The sequence below is a fragment of the Streptomyces sp. URMC 123 genome (assembly GCF_051386515.1).
Lineage (GTDB): Bacteria > Actinomycetota > Actinomycetes > Streptomycetales > Streptomycetaceae > Streptomyces.
In genome coordinates this window covers 1-14,026 of record NZ_JBPQTV010000165.1, presented here as the reverse complement: position 1 = coordinate 14,026, position 14,026 = coordinate 1, and the positions used below count along the sequence as shown (strand labels likewise).

The 14,026-nt window shown below is 73.1% G+C and carries 11 protein-coding genes; 5 read left to right on the top strand and 6 right to left on the bottom strand.

From position 1 onward, the window contains the following. The 6 genes from ACSNOD_RS19260 to ACSNOD_RS19235 all read right to left on the bottom strand — a co-directional run. Positions 1-1,328: pyridoxal phosphate-dependent decarboxylase family protein (locus ACSNOD_RS19260; RefSeq protein WP_436768215.1), on the bottom strand; the 1,328-nt coding region annotated here is incomplete at its 3' end. 6 nt (positions 1,329-1,334) lie between these two features. Further along, a complete protein-coding gene (locus ACSNOD_RS19255) occupies positions 1,335-2,714 on the bottom strand; it encodes a protoporphyrinogen/coproporphyrinogen oxidase (RefSeq protein ID WP_436768214.1) in 1,380 nt (459 codons plus the stop codon). Positions 2,715-2,810: 96 nt separating this feature from the next. Then, positions 2,811-3,374 (bottom strand): NUDIX domain-containing protein, encoded by a 564-nt coding sequence (locus ACSNOD_RS19250; protein WP_436768213.1) that lies wholly within the window; start codon positions 3,372-3,374, stop codon positions 2,811-2,813. After that, positions 3,371-4,447 (bottom strand): NAD(P)-dependent oxidoreductase, encoded by a 1,077-nt coding sequence (locus ACSNOD_RS19245; RefSeq protein WP_436768212.1) that lies wholly within the window; start codon positions 4,445-4,447, stop codon positions 3,371-3,373. Before ACSNOD_RS19245 ends, ACSNOD_RS19250 begins: the two co-directional genes overlap by 4 nt. Further along, positions 4,444-5,589: an aldo/keto reductase gene (locus tag ACSNOD_RS19240; protein WP_436768211.1), complete on the bottom strand. Its 1,146-nt coding sequence runs from the start codon at positions 5,587-5,589 to the stop codon at positions 4,444-4,446. Before ACSNOD_RS19240 ends, ACSNOD_RS19245 begins: the two co-directional genes overlap by 4 nt. Before the next feature lie 109 nt (positions 5,590-5,698). Next, the gene (locus ACSNOD_RS19235; RefSeq protein WP_436768210.1) at positions 5,699-7,306 is read right to left on the bottom strand and encodes a hypothetical protein; all 1,608 of its coding nucleotides are present in this window, start codon (positions 7,304-7,306) and stop codon (positions 5,699-5,701) included. Between the two features lie 777 nt (positions 7,307-8,083). Between ACSNOD_RS19235 and ACSNOD_RS19230 the strand changes: the two genes are divergently transcribed. From ACSNOD_RS19230 to ACSNOD_RS19210, 5 genes are all read left to right on the top strand, one after another. Continuing rightward, positions 8,084-9,163, top strand: a complete 1,080-nt coding sequence (locus ACSNOD_RS19230) for a monodechloroaminopyrrolnitrin synthase PrnB family protein (RefSeq protein ID WP_436768209.1) — start codon at positions 8,084-8,086, stop codon at positions 9,161-9,163. Continuing rightward, positions 9,160-10,275, top strand: a complete 1,116-nt coding sequence (locus ACSNOD_RS19225) for a GHMP family kinase ATP-binding protein (protein ID WP_436768208.1) — start codon at positions 9,160-9,162, stop codon at positions 10,273-10,275. The genes ACSNOD_RS19230 and ACSNOD_RS19225 overlap by 4 nt, the downstream gene beginning before the upstream one ends. Next, entirely contained in the window at positions 10,259-10,930 is a 672-nt protein-coding gene (locus ACSNOD_RS19220; protein ID WP_436768207.1) for a class I SAM-dependent methyltransferase, read from the top strand. The genes ACSNOD_RS19225 and ACSNOD_RS19220 overlap by 17 nt, the downstream gene beginning before the upstream one ends. Before the next feature lie 4 nt (positions 10,931-10,934). Then, the gene (locus ACSNOD_RS19215; protein ID WP_436768206.1) at positions 10,935-12,212 is read left to right on the top strand and encodes a hypothetical protein; all 1,278 of its coding nucleotides are present in this window, start codon (positions 10,935-10,937) and stop codon (positions 12,210-12,212) included. Continuing rightward, positions 12,209-14,026, top strand: a 1,818-nt coding sequence (locus tag ACSNOD_RS19210; protein WP_436768205.1) for a phosphotransferase, incomplete at its 3' end; no start/stop codon positions are given. The genes ACSNOD_RS19215 and ACSNOD_RS19210, both read left to right, overlap by 4 nt.

Sequence of the window (14,026 nt, the reverse complement as noted above, 5' to 3'; positions counted from 1 at the left end):
GCGGATTCCGCCGGCCCTTCCCCGGCGCCGCGGCCCGGCCCGCCGGAATCCGCCGCGGCCGCCGCCAGCGCGCGGCCCAGATGGCCACGGAAGGAGTCGAGCTGGCGTTCGGTCAGGCTGTGGCCGGCGTAGAAGTGGTAGTGCGGGCGGCGGCCGCCCCCGGCCGTCGGGGCGTTGATCGCCACCAGCCGGTAGCGGTTCTCGAAGTCCTGGGGGAGGCGCCCGCCGGGGATGTCGAAGGCGGCCGACACCACCGGAGCGTGCGGGGCCGTGCGCACCAGGCAGCCGGGGGCCGCGGCGCGGAGGGCGTCCGCGAGCTCGTCCCGCCTGTCCAGACACGCGCGGGTGAGAGCGGTGAAGCCGGAGCGCCCGTACCCGTGCAGGACGGACCACAGCGCGGCGGCCGCCGCGCCGGGCCGGGAGCCGATCAGCGTGTCGTCGACCACGCCGGTGACCGGGCTGACGGCGGTGGCGTGGGCCAGCAGCCCCCTGCGCGTCAGCAGCACGCCGCACGAGTAGGGGAGCAGCCCGGACTTGTGGGGGTCGACGGCCATGGCGTGGACGCCGGGGTTGCGGAAGTCGAAGGGCAGGTCCGGCGCGGAGAACGGATACACGAAGCCGCCATGAGCGGCGTCGACGTAACAGAAGTAGCCGATCCGGCCGGTGTCGCGGACCGCCCGCTCCCGGATGAGCTCGGACAGGGCGTCGACGGGGTCGCACAGCCCGCTGTTGTAGTAGCCGGCCGTGGCCACGAGGAGGATGCCCCTGGCGCCCGCCGCGACGGCCGAGTCGATCGCCCGGTCCGCCGCCTCGGGCGTGAGCACCCAGCCGCTGTCGGCGGGCACCGGGACGACGTCCAGGCCCAGCACCTCCCCAGCCTTGGCCACCGAGTGGTGCGCGAACTCCCCGGTCACGACGGCCACCCGGTCCCCGGGGCCCGTCCGCACCGCGTTGCGGCCGATGCGCAGGCCCTGGATCACCGCTTCCGTCGCACCCGAGGTGAGGTAGCCCTCTGCGGAGGGCGCGCCGTACAGGCCGGCGAGGCACAGGAGCGCTTCCCGCTCCAGGCGGCGGGTGCCGGACGTGCCCGCGCCGAAGCCCGTGTGCACGCCGACGTTGTTGGTGTTCGCCGGCAGGAACGAGGTCCAGGCGCGCACGGCGAGCGGGTCGGGCGCGGACATGGCGAAGCCGAGCCGGGTCTCCTCGGGGTCGTCCCAGCGGGTGGTCTCGGCCCGTGCCGCGGCCAGCGCGGCGAGCACGTCGTCGGGGGCGAGCGGATGCTCCGGAAAGGCGTCGCTGACGGTCCAGCCGTTGTCAAGGTCTCCCATGGCCTGTCACCTGCCTTCGTCCGCCGCGGACAGGACCGCCGCCCGCAGATGGGGGAGCGGGATGGTCTCGGGCGTTCCGTCGGTCAGCCGGAGGGCCACGTCGATGCCCATCTTCACCGCGTGATCCATGTTTCCGTACTCGTACAGCCAGGTGCCGAACCGGCCCCGCGAGTAGATCCCCCGGCTGTCCAGGAAGTCGAGGATCGTCGCCACCGCCTCCGTGCGGCCCAGCGTGGGGATCGGATAGGCCATCGGGATGTCGCGGGTGTGGACGGACAACACCCGGGCGCCGTCGTCGAGAAGCCCCGCGCGCCGCAGCCCCGCGAGGGTGGGTTCGACGGAGTCGACGGCGGAGAGGTCCTGGTGGGCGGGGGCGGATATCTCCGACATCAGCGAGTGGTGGGGGCCGCCCGCCGCGGGGAGGTTCCCCCGCGCGTAACCGCCCAGGTTCGTCACGCGGTAGAAGGGATAGTCGGGGTCCGGGAAGTACATCCAGTTCCAGTCCGGTGCCGAGGCGCCCTCGGCACCGATCCCGACGACGCGGACCTGGTTGTGGCGCAGGGCCGCGGCGGCCGTCCGCACCTCCCGGGGGCAGCGCGTCAGGGCCCGCACGAGGTGGGTGAGGGGGATGGTGCTGACGAGGTGGTCGAAGCGCATCTCCTCGCCCGCGGCCGTGGTCAGCCGCCGGGTGTCGGGGTCGACGCGCACCACCGAGGTGCCGTGACGGACGTCGCGCAGGGACGCGGCGAGCCTGCGGAACGGCTCGCCGGTGCCCCCGGTCGCGGGATAGACGAACGTGTTGTTGGGGCCCCAGCCCGGGTCGTCGCGGCCCAGGACCAGGTTGGTGAGGGACGTCCGCCAGTCCACCGTGGCCACCCGCTCCCCGAGCCACTCGGTCGACATGTCCCGGGGAGGGGTGGACCACACCTTGGTGTTGTACGGCAGCATGAAGTGCCGGGTGATGCCCTCCCCGAAGTGCGCGAGCATCCACGCGGCGAAGTCGTCCCGGTCCTGCCGCGGCCGGTCGATGAGCCCCAGGACGCACTCCAGGGCGTCGGGCGGGCTCAGCGACGCGAGATTGCGCTGGAAGGGGTACGGCACCCGCCGGTCGCCCGTGAGGATGTACGAGACCCGTTCGTGGCGCTCCACCTCACTGCCCATCAGCCGCTCGACGAGGGCGTCGAACTCCCCGTAGTGGCTGAAGACGACGTGCCCGCCCTGGTCCCAGACGAATCCGGCGGCGTCCCGGAAGGAGGCGGCCAGCCCACCGGCGTACCCCTCCTTCTCCAGGACGGTGACCCCGGCCCCCGACCGCTCCAGGGTGTGGGCCGCGGCCAGCCCGCACGGCCCCGCTCCGATGACGATGTTCGCCTGTCCGCTCGTCATGTTCCGTCGGCTCCCCGTTCCCGTGCCATTCCCCCGTGCTCCCCGTGCTCGCCGGTGCCGTTTCCGTGCCGTTCCCCGTGTCCGCGCCGCGCGGGGCTACGCGGACGCCGCCGCCGCCGGGCCGACGGGCGCGATGCGGGAGACCAGTTGGTCCTCGCCGCCCTCGACACGCCGGTAGAGCCAGGCGGTGCCGGCGGGGGCCCGGCCGCTGAGGTACTCCACGACCGGCTGGTGGTGGGGGAGCCCGGTTGTCGCGGCCATCTCGCGCATCGCCTCCTCGATGGGGAAGAACCGGGCCTCGACGATGTCCCCGGACGGATCGGCCACGGCGATCTCGCCCCGCCAGGAGCGGTATTCGAGGCCGCACAGGATCGCGGAGGGGTACGCGGGCGTGTCGTGGTGGACCACGAAGGCCATCCCCTCCGGTTCCCCCACCTCCAGCCCGGTCTCCTCGCGCAGCTCCCGCCGCATCGCCTCGTCGATGAGTTCGCCCGCCTTGACCCCGCCGCCGGGGAGGGACCAGGCGAGCGGGCCCTCGTTCGCGATGACCTCCCGCACCAGCAGGATCTCGTCGCCGGAGCGGACGATGCCCGCCACGACCTGGACCCTCGGGCGGATCTTCGTGGCCGGGGCCGGCCGCGGGACGGAGTTCTCGCTCATGTGTTGTTCCATTCGGTGATCGTGGCGGAGCCCGGGTCGCCCGTGCGGACGCGCAGCCGCTCGGGGGTCATGGTGTGGATCGGCGGACGGCCGGCGAAGACACGCAGGAAGTCGTCGGCGATCACGTCCGCGACCGCGATGTTGGCGTCCCTGGTGCGCCCGGCTATGTGCGGGAGGTGGACGACGTTGTCGCGACCTATCAGGGGGTCGCCGACGGGGAGCGGCTCGACGTCGTACACGTCCGCGGCCCACGCCAGCTGGTCGGCGAGCACCCGCTCGCGCAGCGCCGCGGTGTCGATTGCCGCGCTGCGCGTGATGGTGACCACGATCGCTCCCTGACGGAGCGCGTAGACGCGGTCCCGGTCGACCATGCCGGTGGCACTGGGGGTGTCGGGAACGGCCACGACGAGGATGTCGCTGCGCCGCACCAGATCGTCCAGGGACACCCGCTCGGCCCCCACGGCCGCGAACCGCTCCGCGACGCGGTAGGGGTCGTGGGCCACGACGTGGGCGCCCAGGGTGGCGCACCACTGCGCCAGGCGGCCGCCGATCTCGCCCAGGCCGAGGACGCCTACGGTCTTCCCGCCGACCGTGCCGTTGACGAACCGCGGGTCGTCGCAGAACTGGACGTAGGGGTACTCCCACGGGCGGAACCCGCCGAGCACCTTCTGGTGCCAGTACGGGATGCGGCGCAGGGCGCACAGGATCAGCGCCAGGCCGCACTCGGCGACGGACTGCCCCCAGCCCGGCGTGCCCTCGACGAAGGGGATGCCGCGCTCCCACAGGGACTCGATCGCCTCGATGCCCAGGTTGTCCGTCTCGCTGCCGACGACGGCGAGCCGGCGCGCCCGGTCGAGCATGTCGGGGGTGAGCTCCCCGCCGAACAGGGCCACGGCGTCCACGGCCGGCCAGTCCACCTCGGCCATGCTCGCCTCGCGCACATCGAGGTACTGGATGTCGCAGGTGGGCGCCAGGCGTTCCTCGAAGCGCTCGCGCAGGAAGGCCCAGAAGGTGTCCAGCAGGCCGTCGTTGGTGAGCAGCACGCGCGGGCGCCGTGCGGGGCGAGTCGTCACAGGTGGCTCCCTTCGGCGGCGTCCCGACGGCCGCTGTCGGAGGCGCCGTCCCGGGGTGATGAGCCGGCCGGCGAGGTGTCGGTCGGAGGGGTGCCGTCCGGCGAGGCGCCGGCCGCGCGCGTCCGATGGCTCCGCTCGACCGTACGGAACCACAGGCTGGTGCCGGGCGGGACGATGCGGTCGACCTCGGCCCGGGCCGCCGCGTCGAGGGGGGTGTCGTAGGCGGCCAGCGCGGAGCGCAGATGTCCCAGCGTACGCGGGCCGATGACCGTACTGGTGACTCCGGGGGCCCCGTAGGACCAGGCGTGTGCGAACTCCGGCAGGGTCATGCCGCACTCGCCGGCCAGGCGGGACAGCTCCTCCAGCGCGCGGTACGTGGGGTCCCACACGGGTCCCGAGGGGCCGAACCACTCGGTGAAGCGGGCCTCCGACGGCGCGGCGCCGCCGAGGAACCGCTCGCTGAGCAGTCCCATCGCGAGCGGGCTGTACGTGAGCAGGCCCACGCCGTACTCGGCGCACAGCGGCAGCACGTCCCGCTCGATCTCCCGTTCGAGCAGGTTGTACGGGGACTGCTCGGTGACGACCCGGGGCAGCCGGGTGCCCCGGGCGAGGCCGAGCATCTCCACGATCCGCCAGCTGGGCACGGCACCCAGGGGGCGCGGCTGCTCGGCCATCTCCTCGGGGGTGGGGACGGTCGACGTCCCGATGTAGCGGACCTTGCCGGCGGCGACCAGATCCTCCAGCGCGCCCAGGGTCTCCTCCACGGGCGTGTGGGGGTCGTGCCGGTGGAGGTAGTACAGGTCTATGTGGTCGGTGCCGAGCCGGCGCAGGGAACGCTCGCACTCCCGCTTCACCGCGAGCGCGGAGTTGCCGCGGTCGTTGGGGCCGGGGCCCACCTCGTTGTAGCACTTGGTGGCGATGAGGACGTCGTCGCGCCGGGAGCCGAGCGCCCGCCCCACGATCTCCTCGCTGCGCCCCTCCTGGTAGACGTTGGCGACGTCGATCACGTTGATCCCGGCGTCGAGTGCCTCGCCGATGACGGCGCGGGCCTCCCGCTCCGGGGTGGGGCCGCCGAAGTTGAAGGCGCCCAGGGAGACGGCGGACACGCGTACGCCGCTGTGGCCGAGCTGTAGATACCTCATGTAATCGCGGGAGTTCCGCACCCTTTCGCGCTTCGGGCTGGCTGTTCTGCGTTCGACAGGTCTTCCGTCGGGCCGCTGTCGATCGGTCTCGGTGGTGTCGTCGCTGGTGCTAGCGCTCCGTCTTTCCGGTGACGAGCGTCGCGTCACGGCGCCCCGTGGCCACCGCTCGCCCGGCCAGGGACCACGGCCCCGCGGAGCTGACGAACGGCTGGGCGACGAACGTGGCGATCAGCAGGGCCGTCGCCCGGCGACCCCGCAGCCATGGTGCCGCGCCGCCGGTGCCCAGGTGCTCGCCCAGGCGCGGTACGAGGAACAGGACCACCGCCGCGGTGAGCGGATAGGCCAGCACCAGCGCGCCGAGGGACAGCAGGAGCCAGCCGGGGCCGGTGAACGCCGACGCCACCATCGCCACGGGAACCAGCAGGGTGCCCAGGAACCAGACGAGGGTGTCCAGCCACTCCCGGGCGACGAGCGCCCACTGTTCCCAGCCCCGCAGGGGGCTCGGGGCGCCCCGGCGCCGGACATGGCGCAGGTCGTCCACGATGCGGGTGCCGGCGTAGGCGACATTGCCCCAGGCCCGGACCAGTGAGGCCGTCGAGTAGTACGGTTCCGTGAGGTTGAAGCTGCGCACGGGGACCGTCTCCCAGCCCATGAACGAGGCGCGGTAGCCCATCGCCAGGTCGTCGTGCGGCTCCGGGAACGGGCCCGCGACCCCCAGGGCGTCGAGACGGAAGAACATCCCCGAGCCGATCCCGTAGATCAGCGGCCGGGCGACACCCTTCACCGCGCGGGGGAGCCGGCGGCGCTCCAGCCACTCCTTGAACAGCAGGCGGCGCAGTTCCACGCCGAGCCCTCGCCGGAGCCAGTAGAGGACCTGGCCGCGCATCAGCAGCCCGTCGAGCCCACCGGCGAACCGGTCGCGGAAGGTGAAGGGCACCTGCACCTGTTGCATCATGCGCGGCAGGGGCCGGTGCGCCGCTCTCCGGCGGGCCGCCTCGGCGGCCACCGCGGTGAAGGTCCCCGGGTGGGGCACCGCGTCGAAGTCGTAGACCGCGACCAGGGTGTCGCGGGGGTCGATGGGCTCCGCCAGGCCCAGCGTGTCCAGCCGCGCCACCGCGTGGTTCAGTTGCGAACCCTTGCGGCCCACGGTGTCCGGGTAGTGGAGGCGGTAGCAGGGGCGGGTGCCCTCCCGCCCCCGGAGGTCGGCGATCACCCGGTCGCACACCTGCGCGGTGGTGGGCAGGTTCCGCAGGGCCTGCCGGGCGACGCGCAGGCGCTCCGCGGCATCGGCGGGCTCCGCGCGCAGGACCGCGCCGGCGACGGCCTTGCCGGCGGTGGGCGACAGCGCGGCACTCAGGCTCCTGGTCAACTGCTCGGCGGTGCAGCCGGGACCGAGCCGCGCGAACACGTCGACGAGGGCCTGTTCCCGCTCCCGCCGTTCCGCTTCCTCCCGCTCGCTCGTCACCACGATCGGCAGCAGCCTGCCGGGGTAGTCGACGGTGGCGTAGAAGGACAGCGTCTCGGCGACCAGGCGTTGCTCGCGCAGCGCGGGGAGCAGTACGACCACGGTGGGCGGGGCTTCGAGCGGCCGCGTCGCCGGCCGCCCGCCCCGGCCCAGCCAGCGGGCGACGACGAGGACCGAGAGGAGGACCCACAGGGAGTGCAGGGTGAAGACCACCACAACTGCCTGGCCGAGAAGGAGAAATGCGCGCGTCACGCTCATACCGTTGGTTCGTAGCGAAAGGGGCCGCATCGACCGCCGACGTCATCCGCCCGTGGGGCACGTGGTTCTGGGCAAGGGATTCGAGGGACGTGACGCGTGGGGCGAGCAACCGAACGGAGTTGAGAGTTCCGGGCTGGCGATGCTGGCGATGGTGTCGATCCGCTGGTCATTCACGCCGGTCGTGAGGCCCCAGGAACGTAACGCACATCGATGGCGGCTGCAAGGGCATTGAGTTCCCCCAACTCGGCTGGGGGAGGGGAAAATCGACGGTGATCGCAAGGGGGTGAGGTGATTCCGAGGAGGCGTCACCGCCGAAGGGCCGACCGCGCACCGGGTATCAGTGATCTCGGTCACTGTTTGCGGAAGCCGCCGCGACGTACCATGGGAGGGGCTTTACCCGCGGGGAACGACAACTCCGCACGGACAGCCCCCTGTCCGTACTTCGGTCGCCCGGTCGAAGGATGGCGTCACCTCCGTCGCGACACATCGGCGTTGTAAGGTGACCGATCAGGACGATCCGTCGAGCGGCGCGCGCTCTTGAGTGACGGCGGGTCAGGAATGCGGTGGCATCCGGAGCCGTATCGGCACGGCTGCTGTTGACGGGGCGGGAAAAGAAAACGCTTGCCCCCATGAGCCCTGTGTGACGACATGTGGCGGATGAGCGGTTGGTTCGGCCATGCCCGAGATCCTCCACGACGTGGGTCGTCCGCAGGCCGGAATGCCGCCGATTCCCGTACCGGATGAGCGCGAAGCCCCTTAAGGAAGGCGTCCGTGACCGTCACCAGCACCGCATTCTCGGCCGCCCGGGAGAACCGGGAGGACCAGGAGGTCGCCGACCGCGACCCCTTGGGGGCCGACCCCACCATGGCCGCCCTGGCCGAGGCCAACGAACGCCAGGACGTGGCCTGGCTTCTCGCGCGGGCGCACCGGCTCGCCGGCGCGTGCCGCGTCACCACCGCGCTCGACGCCCGAGCGGCCCTGCGCGACCTGGGCTTCCTCATCGCTTCCGCGATCCGGCACGACCCCGCCGCCGATGTGACCGCCCTCGACTCCACGCTGCGCCGACTCGGCGAACTGGCAGGCGAGGTGCCGCGGGACACCGTGTACAGCTACGCCACACGCAACCCGAGCGGAGCCCGCAGGCGCGCCTTCACCCGTACGCCCGAAGAGGAACTCTTCATCAGCAGCGTGACGGAAGCGACCATTCACCTCAATCACGCCGTCGAACGTCTGGCCGGGACCCTGTTTCCCCGAGTGTCGGGCACCGCCGCCGAAGAAGACGAGCGACCCCTCGTCGACGCCCTGCGGGCGAGCCGGGAAAGCATCGACGTACTGCAGGCACGGCTCGTCGATGTGAAGCGAAAAGTGTCCCCACAACTCTTCTCCCGTCACTTGCGGCCGTATTTCCCCGTGATCACCGTCGACGGCCGGGACTATGCGGCCCCCGGCGGCGCGCAAATGCCCCTGCTCGCCCTGGACGTGATGTTGTTCGCGCACCGGGCGCGCGATCCGGACATGAGTGCCTGGCACGCGGACTACATGACGGAGAACATCACGTATCTGCCGCCGGCGCACCGTGCCGTCTGCGAGGAATTCCTGGCTCTCGACGGCACGACGGTCCGCCGGCGGACCGCCGTGGCGCTCGGCAGCCCGCCCGTCCGCGCGGCGTATCGCGCATTGCTCCTGCGCGTTCTGCGATTCCGTTATCCGCACCGACAACTGGCGCGGGACAACATGCGCGTCAGGCCCGACGGATCGCTCGGCAGCGGCGGATACAGCGACGCGGTACTCGACAGGATCATCGAACTGAACACCGCCTCCCTGCGATCTCTGGCAGAGGAAGAGAAATGAACCCCACAGCCCACACCCTGCCCGGCTTCGGGCCCGTTCCGGTCGGGGAGATCCGCGGCACCCGGCCCCCCGTCGCCCGACCCGTACCGCCGACGGCGACCGGGCTGGAGCTTCGCTATCCGACGCGCCTCAACGCCATGGCGCTGGACCCCGGCAAAATCGTCGCGTCCCAGGGCGGCGACGGCGGCGGCACGGGCTTTCCCGCCGGAGAACTCCTCCTCGCCTGCGACCTGTTCCGCACGGTGCGCGTGGAACTCCTGTCGGACAGCGAGGAGGTCACGGTGGCACCCGACTCCGCCCGGCCGGTCCTGGCCCGGCACGCCGCCCTGATCACCCGCTCCCTCCTGGGCACCCGACAGGGCCTGCGCGTGCGCGTCGATGAGGCACCGCTGCCCCCGCACATCGGCATGGGCAGCAGCAGCGCCACGATCGCCGCGGTCTCCGCCGCCATCAACGAGCTTTATGGGCGCCCCCTCCCGGCGCGGCAACTGATCAAATTCCTGGTGGACAACCACGGCGAGGAAATCGACGGAACCACCGACCGGCTGATTCCCGTCCAGTGCATCGGAGGCTCCGCCGCCGCAGGGCTGATGAAGGGATCGGCACAGGTGGTGGCGGGGAACGCCACGCCCACCCTCGCCGCCGAGATCCCCGAGGGCTACACCGTTCTGCTCGCCGTGCCCCCGGGGCTCAAGCGATGGGACGGCGCGGAGAGCCTGCGCGAGGAGGCACGCCACTTCGACAAATTCCGCGACACCGGCGAGCGCTACGCACGGGAGATCGCCTACCGGCTCGTCCACCATGCCTGGCCGGCGCTTCTCGACGGTGACGTCAGGGAGTTCGGACGCTTGATCTTCGACTACCGCTTCCGCATGGGAAGCATCGAGAACTGCTCCTTCTCGCACCCGAGGCTGCTGGAATTCGCCGGGGCCGTGGAGCCGCTGTTCCCCGAGGGGGTCGTCGACGTGCTGGGGCTGTCGTCCGTCGGGCCCACCTTCTTCGCGCTGACCCGGGACGCGGCGGCGGCCTCGGAGCGCCTCCGGTCGGCGGGCCTGGACGTCCTCACCGCCCGACCGTGGTCGGAGGGATACACCGTTGTCCGGACCTGGTGACCCGCGGAGCGCGACGGCCACCGGGCGGCCTCCCCAGGAGTACTGGGGCCGCCCCGACGTCGTCACCGCCTTCGGGGAGGCGGCCCCTCCCGCGTACCTGAGCGCGCTGGTCCCACGAGCGGCCCGCCCGGACGATCTCGCGGTCGACGTGGGATGCGGCGCGGGGCGCAATCTGCCGCTCCTGGCCCGGCGCGGCTACCGGCTCCTCGCCCTCGATCTGCACCGCGAGATGCTCACCGCCGCGCGGGACGGGCGAGGCGCCGGCGGCTGCTACGCGCAGGCCGACGCGTGCCGGATACCGCTCGCCGACGCTGCCGCCTCCGTGCTCGTCTGCCACGGGGTGCTGCACAACCTCCCGGACCGGGAGGCGATCGGACGGGCGCTCACCGAACTGCGGCGCGTCGCGGCTCCCGCCGCCGTCCTGTCCCTGAACCTCTTCAGCTCCGACCACGTGGACCCGGCCCTCACCCGCCTCGGTCCCGACCGGTTCGCCCTGGACAACGGCCAGGTGATGACGCTGCTGCCGCCCCACGAGCTGAGGCGGAAGTGTACGGCCGCCGGCTGGGGCGTCGTCGACGGACCGCACCAGTACCTGAGCGCCGGCGACCCGGGAACGCGGTCGGTATGGCGTGCCGCCCTGGAACCCGTGGAGTGAGCCCGTGACAACGCCCCACCAGCTCGACGACACCTTCGTCCCGGACACCGCCTCCCCGGACGCCCTCGCCCTGGCCGATCTGCTGACCAGGCCGGACGACCTGCTGGCCCGGGTGTCCGGCCCGGTGTGCACCGTGCGGCTCGGCGACCACCGGCTCGCGGTCGGCAGCAACGAGAAGCGACAGGTGGACTACCTCCGCTCGCTGTTCGTGCCGGGGAACGCCCTGTGGGCCGGCGAGGACCCGAGGGAGCCCGCCGCGGGGGACGGGGCCGCGGTCGGCCTCGCACTGCCCCCGGCCGACTTCCGGGAGCTGCTCACCGAGGTCCGCGCGCGATCCGGCGCGGCCGCCCCCGTGCACATGCACGTCCACGCGCCGGCGGTTCAGTACACCCTCACCGGCGGGGCGACGGCCACCTTCGCCGAGGCGACGAGCGAGGCCGAGGGCCCCGTCCTCGTCGTGCGGTCCGACCGGGGCCTGGTGTGTGTCAGCACCACCCACCCGTACGGCCATCTGAACTTCGCCCGCCAGCTGCGCGAGTACGGCTATCGCCGGGCCGAGGACGGCCACTGGGTGGGCTTCCACGCCTCGTGCGCCCAGTTGCCCGACGGAAGCGGGGCGCTGATCGTCGGCCGGTCGGGCGCGGGCAAGTCGACGGTCGCCCTGGCGCTCGCCACGCTGGAGGGGACCGCGGGCGGTTTCGTCGCGAACGACCGCGTGATGATCGAGGCCGGCCCCGGCGCGGACGGCGCCGGGCCCCCGCGAGCGGTGGCGATGCCCGTCCCCATCCGGCTCAACGCCGGCACGGTCAACGCCCTCGGCCTGTCCTCGGCCGTGCGGTGGAAGCTGCTGCGGCCCCAGCCGGACTACCGGACCAGCGACTGGGCCCGGTTCGGCGGCGGTGCGAAGCTGAGCGTCCTCGCGGAGGAGTGGCATCACCGCACCGGCACCCGGCTGGTGGACGAGGTGCGCCCCGGGGTGGTCGTCCTTCCCCGGGCCCGGCCGACCGGCGTCCCCCTCACCGTGCGGGCGGCCGACCCCGAGCTGGCGCGGCGGATGCTCACCGAGCAGTGCATGATGCCCGACGACGAGACGTTCGTCGAGGACTGGCTGGGCCTGCGCACCAGCGACCGCGCCACCCTCCTCGACACGGCGCGCCGGGCCGTCGCCCGGCTTCTCGCCCTCCCCGCCCTGACCGTCGACTTCGGCGCCGGTACGGAGCTGGGGGAACTCGCCGCGGCCATTGCCCGGGCCGCCGGCACGGCCGCGCACGAGAGCCCATGACGTCTCCGCCGGCCGGCACCGGAACCGGCACCCGCAACGGCGGGCCCAGCGGCAACACCGTGGTGTTCCTCGGCCGGACGGCCGTCGCGAAGATCTACGCGGAGCACTGGCGCCGACGGACCGAGGCCGAGGCCCTGAGCCTGCTCCGGGCCGTCGACATCGCCCCGAGGCTCCTGGCCTCCCTCGCCTGGCGCGGCCGCGCGATCACGGTCATGACCCGGGTCGGCGCCCGGAACCCGGCCGCCCCCGTCACCGCACCCCGGGCGCTCGAACTCCTCCATCGCGTCCACCGCGTCCCGACCGGTGCCCGGCCCGTCGGCCGCCTCGCCGAGCGCCCCGGGCACCGGACCTGGCGGGACTTCCTGCTGGCGCGGCTCTCCGCGTACGAGGAACGGTTCCGCGAGCAGCGGCTCGGTCACGCCGTACGCGCCAGCTCGGTGATCGGGGCCCTGGTCGAGGAGCTCCCCGACCGGCCGATGGGACTGCTGCACAACGACCCGCACCCGGGCAACTTCCTCGCCGGCGACCGCGCGGTCCACCTCGTCGACTGGGAGCTGTCCGTCATCGGCGACCCGCTGCTCGACCTCGTGCGGTTCGCCTGGGAGTGGCGCCTGCCTCCCGAGCGGTGGCGCGCCACCACCGGACACGAGCCCGACCACCCGACCGTCCGCGCCTACCGCGGCGTCCACGCGCTCAGCCGCCTCATGGCCACGACGGACGCGGGCGGCACACCCGCGGCGGCCGCCCTGGCCGAGCGCTGCCTGGGCGAACTGCGCGACCTGCTGCCCCGCCCCCGCCGGAACACCACGGAGGTGTCCATGCCCGCCCCCACGACCGTGGACGTCGGAGCGCTGCTCGACCGGGCCCTGCCCGGCGTCCGGGCGCTCGGCGAGCCCGTCCCCACGACCAAGGGCCTGTTCAGCGCCGGCTGGCGGGTGGCCACCGACCGCGGCACCCTGCTGGTCAAGGTCAACAGTGACCCCGGCGCGGCCCAGGAGCACTTCGAGCGCTCCGCCGACGCCTCCCGCGCGGCCCGCGAGCACGGTGTGCGCGTGCCCCGCGTCCTGGGCTTCGGGACGGTCGACCGGCTCGACGGGGCGGGGGCGGCGCCGGGGCCCCACGCGTACGTGATCCAGGAGTGGCTGCCCGGGCGGGACCTCGAGGACCACCTGGAGGACGCCTCGCCCGCGGAGGCGGCCGCGGCCTTCCGGGACCTCGGCGCTCTGGTGGGGAAGCTGCACACCATCCCCTACGCCCGCGGGGTCGCACCGGAGGCCGGCCGCGACACCCGGCGGCTCGCCCGGGACAAGCTCGGCACGCTCCTGGAGCGCCACCGGGAGCGCACGGCACTCTCCGAGGCCGAGCTGGCGGAAACCGCCGCCACCGTGCGGCGGTTGATCGGGCTCTTCGGACCCGGCGGCGCCGCCCGGCTGACCCACCACGACCTGCACCTGCCGAACGTGCTCATCGGTCCCGACGGGACCGTGTCGCTGATCGATCTGGACTTCCTGCGGCCCGGCGACCCGCTGGAGGACTTCGTCAAGCTGGAACTGTGGGGCTTCCCGGAGCCCTCCCACCGGGCGGCCTTCCTCCAGGGGTACGCGACCACGAGCAGCGACCCCTCGCCGAACGACGCGGAATTCCGGCTGCACACGTACCGGATTCTGAACGCCCTCTCCTACGTCCACTTCTTCGGCGTCCGCGATCCGGGAGAGGTCCCCGAGTGGACGGCGCGACTGCGGGAGCTCGTGGCCGCCGCCCGCGCGATGGACGGGGGAGAACCCGCCCCGCGCGACCCCCGTACCTGTCTCTTA